Annotated in this window: 5 protein-coding genes; 2 read left to right on the top strand and 3 right to left on the bottom strand. The window is 53.5% G+C overall.

Features of this window, described 5'->3' with window-relative positions; translation table 11 throughout:
- Positions 1 to 10: 10 nt before the first annotated feature.
- From pfkA to cpxP, 3 genes are all read right to left on the bottom strand, one after another.
- A complete protein-coding gene (gene pfkA / locus ACS603_RS23250; protein WP_181621497.1) occupies positions 11 to 973 on the bottom strand; it encodes a 6-phosphofructokinase in 963 nt (320 codons plus the stop codon).
- 174 nt (positions 974 to 1,147) lie between these two features.
- The gene (gene fieF, locus ACS603_RS23245) at positions 1,148 to 2,041 is read right to left on the bottom strand and encodes a CDF family cation-efflux transporter FieF (RefSeq protein ID WP_182063006.1); all 894 of its coding nucleotides are present in this window, start codon (positions 2,039 to 2,041) and stop codon (positions 1,148 to 1,150) included.
- A 153-nt stretch (positions 2,042 to 2,194) separates the two neighbouring features.
- Positions 2,195 to 2,695 (bottom strand): cell-envelope stress modulator CpxP, encoded by a 501-nt coding sequence (gene cpxP / locus ACS603_RS23240; RefSeq protein ID WP_474944997.1) that lies wholly within the window; start codon positions 2,693 to 2,695, stop codon positions 2,195 to 2,197.
- 150 nt (positions 2,696 to 2,845) lie between these two features.
- Between cpxP and cpxR the strand changes: the two genes are divergently transcribed.
- Positions 2,846 to 3,544 carry an envelope stress response regulator transcription factor CpxR gene (gene cpxR, locus ACS603_RS23235; protein WP_006179159.1) on the top strand — a complete coding sequence of 233 codons (699 nt, stop codon included), beginning with the start codon at positions 2,846 to 2,848 and terminating at the stop codon, positions 3,542 to 3,544.
- Positions 3,541 to 4,914: an envelope stress sensor histidine kinase CpxA gene (gene cpxA, locus ACS603_RS23230; RefSeq protein ID WP_014072363.1), complete on the top strand. Its 1,374-nt coding sequence runs from the start codon at positions 3,541 to 3,543 to the stop codon at positions 4,912 to 4,914. Before cpxR ends, cpxA begins: the two co-directional genes overlap by 4 nt.
- The last annotated feature ends 77 nt before the right edge of the window (positions 4,915 to 4,991 follow it).

The following is a 4,991-nucleotide window of genomic DNA, read 5'->3' as shown; positions in this document are numbered from 1 at the left end:
AAAACGCTAATCAGTACAGTTTTTTCGCGCAGTCCAGCCAGTCACCTTTGAACGGACGCTTCATGTTCTCAATGGCATCGATGATGTCATGGTGAACCAGTTTTTCGTTCTGAATACCGACGCAACGGCCACCAAAGCCCTGCAACAGCAAATCGATGGCATAAGCACCCATACGGGATGCCAGGATACGGTCGTACGGGCCAGGGGAACCGCCACGCTGAATGTGACCCAGTACGGTGGCACGGGTTTCACGTTTGGTTTCGGTTTCGATGTATTTCGCCAGCTCGTCAACGTCACAGATGTGCTCGGTGATGGCGACGATTGCGTGTTTCTTACCTTTCGCGATCCCGGCTTTGATTTCGTTAACCAGGTCTTCGCGGCTGAATTCAACTTCAGGAACCACCACGAACTCACAACCACCGGCGATAGCCGCAGCGAGAGTCAGGTCACCGCAGTAACGGCCCATCACTTCAACGATGGAGATACGCTGGTGGGAAGAAGAGGTGTCACGCAGACGGTCAATCGCTTCAACAACCGTACCCAGCGCGGTGAAGTAACCGATGGTGTAGTCAGTGCCTTTGATGTCGTTGTCGATAGTGCCTGGCAGACCGATGCACGGGAAGCCCATTTCAGTCAGACGTTTTGCACCCATATATGAGCCGTCACCACCGATAACAACCAGTGCGTCCAGGCCGCGTTTTTTCATGTTCTCGATAGCCACTTCACGAACGTGTTCGTCACGGAATTCCGGGAAGCGAGCGGAACCGAGGAAAGTACCGCCACGGTTAATCATGTCTGACACGCTGTAGCGATCGAGCTGAACCATACGGTCTTCATACAGACCCAGATAACCGTCATAGACACCAAAAACTTCCAGACCTTCCGTCAGCGCTGCACGGACAACCCCACGAATTGCCGCGTTCATGCCCGGCGCATCACCGCCGCTTGTCAACACACCGATTTTCTTAATCATGACTACCTCTGAACTTAGGAATGCAAAATTGAAATCTGTTGCCGGAAGAAATTGTTCGACCAACGAATACTGCAAATAGTATATCAATCACTTCCAGCTGAATTGATTCAGGTCAGACCAAATGGCGGTAATTTATACACAAAATGCTGGCCTGGCTCACTTTTTTACAACGAATTACGAAAGCTCAAAATGTCCGGGTACAACCGAGCAGGGATCCTGATGAATGATGACGTCTGAACCAGGAAAACGCTGCAAAATTGCCTGCTCGACCTGCTCAGCTATGACGTGAGCCTGAACCAGCGGCAAGTTGTCTTCCATTTCCAAATGAATCTGAATAAAGCGGGTCGGCCCTGACTGCCGCGTACGAAGATCGTGTGCACCGCTGACGCCAGGCCAGGAGGTCACGATAGTAAAAATTTCATCACGTTCTGCATCGGGAAGTGCGCGATCAAGCAGTGATTGCACCGCTTCGTACCCCATCCGCAAGGCGCTATATAAAATATAGGTCCCAATCCCTAACGCGAATAACGCATCGGCACGATGCCAGCCATACCAGGCAAGACCGAGTGCAATAAGAATAGCGCCATTCATCATAACATCAGACTGATAATGAAGCATATCTGCCCGTACTGCCTGACTTTGCGTTTTGCGAACCACCCAACGCTGGAATGTAACAAGAACCAATGTACATATCAGCGCAATTACCGTGACGACCACACCCACACCCGGATCGTTCATTGGCGTGGGTGAAACCAGATGCTGAATGCCAGTCAAAAACAGAAACAGCGCAGAGCCTGAAATAAACATACTTTGCGCCAGCGCGGCCAGTGATTCGGCCTTACCGTGCCCAAAGGTATGTTCTTCATCTGCCGGTTGCAGCGAATAGCGCACCACCAGCAGGTTTGTAAGCGACGCGGCAATATCCACAAGTGAGTCCACCAGCGACGCCAGAATACTGACCGACTCGGTGTACCACCACGCGAAAATCTTGATTAACAGCAAACACGACGCCATAACTGTCGCCGCAATCGCCGCACGGCTAACCAGCCGTCCATAGGATTGATTCATAAACACTCCTGTCATGCCATGCCGCTAGTATAACGGATGCTTAAGGAGTCAAAGGATGAATAAACGGTTAACAACGATGATTGAAGGGCAAAAAAAACCCCCACATCATGTGGGGGAAGACAGGGATGGTGTCTATGGCAAGGAAAACAGGGTTTACTGGTTACTACGGGTATTGCTACTGAAAAGCGTCATTTCTGAGCTTCGTTGCATCCGTGCAACCTCACGCAACTGATCCATTCGTTGCTGATGTTTCTCGTTCAAAACCGCTTGCTGCTCGGGCGATAGCAGGTGGAACATCTGGTTGCGAACCCTGGCCATCTCGACCTGGCGGGCAACCTGTATCTGTGCCATTTTTTCTGCCTGAGCGCGTACAGCGCTTTCGTCAAAATTTTCTGCGGTGACAAGGCTATGCATTGTCTCCATTTCGCTAACATTAACAGGGGACTGGTCTTGTCGTGCCCTCTGCATCAGATCTCGCATCTGTTGACGCTGATGTTCGGTTAAACTTATGCCGTCAAACATATGGCTTTGGCCGCTGTGCTGCGCTTCACTCTCTCCTGAGAGCCCGTTGTCGCCGATGATTGCTACGGCAGCCTGGCTAAACGCACTGAACGCCAGCGTTGAGGCCATGACGGCAGCGGTAACTTTGCGCATCACTTGCTCCCAAAATCTTTCGTGTCGCGATTCAACGAGAGACAGTCTACGATTCAGGCTGCAAACATGCGTCAGGGGGTGTAAAACAACGTAAAGTCATGGATTAGAGAGCCTTGATGTCGTAATTTCTGCCTCGGAGGTATTTAAACAATGAATAAAATCCTGTTAGTTGATGATGACCGAGAGCTCACATCCCTTTTAAAGGAGTTGCTCGACATGGAAGGTTTCAACGTTCTGGTTGCCCATGATGGCGAGCAGGCGCTGAGTCTCCTTGACGACAGCATCGATTTACTTTTGCTCGACGTCATGATGCCGAAGAAAAACGGCATTGATACGTTGAAAGAGCTTCGCCAGACACACCAGACCCCCGTGATTATGCTGACCGCACGCGGCAGCGAACTTGACCGTGTACTCGGCCTTGAGCTGGGCGCGGATGACTATTTACCGAAGCCGTTCAACGACCGTGAACTGGTTGCCCGTATTCGCGCTATCCTGCGTCGTTCCCACTGGAGCGAACAGCAGCAGAATACTGACAACAGCTCGCCAACGCTGGAAGTGGATTCCCTGAGCCTGAATCCAGGCCGCCAGGAAGCCAGCTTCGACGGCCAGACACTGGAACTGACCGGCACCGAGTTCACCCTGCTGTATCTGCTGGCGCAGCATCTTGGCCAGGTGGTATCGCGTGAACATTTAAGCCAGGAAGTGCTCGGCAAGCGCCTGACGCCGTTTGACCGTGCTATCGATATGCATATCTCTAACCTGCGTCGTAAACTGCCGGAACGTAAAGACGGTCACCCATGGTTTAAAACCCTGCGTGGTCGCGGTTATCTAATGGTTTCCGCTTCATGATAGGTAGCTTAACCGCCCGCATCTTCGCCATATTCTGGCTGACGCTGGCACTGGTTTTAATGCTCGTATTGATGTTGCCAAAACTCGACTCACGCCAGATGACGGAGCTTCTCGACAGTGAGCAACGTCAGGGCGTGATGATCGAGCAGCACGTAGAAGCCGAGCTGGCAAACGATCCGCCGAACGATTTAATGTGGTGGCGCAGGCTGTTTCGCGCTATCGACAAATGGGCGCCCCCCGGACAACGTCTGTTGCTGGTCACCAGCGAAGGCCGCGTCATTGGGGCCGATCGCAATGAAATGCAGATTATCCGCAACTTCATCGGCCAGGCGGATAACGCCGATCATCCTCAGAAGAAAAAATATGGTCGGGTAGAAATGGTTGGCCCCTTCTCCGTGAGAGATGGGGAAGATAACTACCAGCTCTATCTGATTCGCCCTGCGAGCAACTCCCAGTCCGACTTTATCAACCTGTTGTTTGACCGACCGCTGCTGCTGCTGATTGTCACGATGCTGGTCAGTTCACCGCTGCTGCTCTGGCTGGCGTGGAGCCTGGCAAAACCGGCGCGTAAGCTGAAAAATGCCGCCGACGAAGTGGCGCAGGGCAACCTGAGACAGCACCCTGAGCTGGAATCCGGGCCGCAGGAGTTCCTTGCCGCAGGCGCCAGTTTTAACCAGATGGTGAGCGCGCTGGAGCGCATGATGACAGCGCAGCAACGGCTGCTTTCGGATATCTCGCACGAGCTGCGCACACCGCTCACGCGACTCCAGCTTGGCACCGCGCTGCTGCGTCGCCGCAGCGGCGAGAGCAAAGAGCTGGAGCGTATCGAAACGGAAGCGCATCGTCTGGACAGCATGATCAACGACCTGCTGGTGATGTCACGCAATCAGCAGAAAAACGCGCTGGTCAGCGAAACAGTGAAAGCCAATCATCTGTGGCACGAAGTGTTAGACAATGCCGCATTCGAAGCAGAGCAGATGGGCAAATCCTTTACCGTCAACTTCCCGCCGGGGCCATGGCCGCTGTACGGTAACCCCAACACGCTGGAAAGCGCGCTGGAGAATATCGTGCGTAACGCCCTGCGCTACTCGCATACGAAGATTGAGGTGGCGTTCTCGGTGGATAAAGACGGGATCACCGTCATTGTCGACGACGACGGTCCAGGCGTAAGCCCGGAAGACCGCGAGCAGATTTTCCGTCCGTTCTACCGTACCGACGAGGCGCGTGACCGTGAATCTGGCGGTACGGGGTTGGGTCTGGCGATTGTTGAAACCGCCATGCAGCAGCACCGTGGTTGGGTGAAAGCCGACGACAGCCCGCTGGGTGGGCTGCGGTTAACACTGTGGTTGCCGCTGTATAAGCGTTCGTAACCCCCTCACCCTAACCCTCTCCCCATAGGGGAGAGGGGACGGCTCGGTGCGGTATTTTCTCCCTCGCCCCTTTGGGG

The organism is Enterobacter sp. Li2LvB3, assembly GCF_056156645.1.
This window is presented reverse-complemented; position numbering and strand designations above follow the sequence as displayed.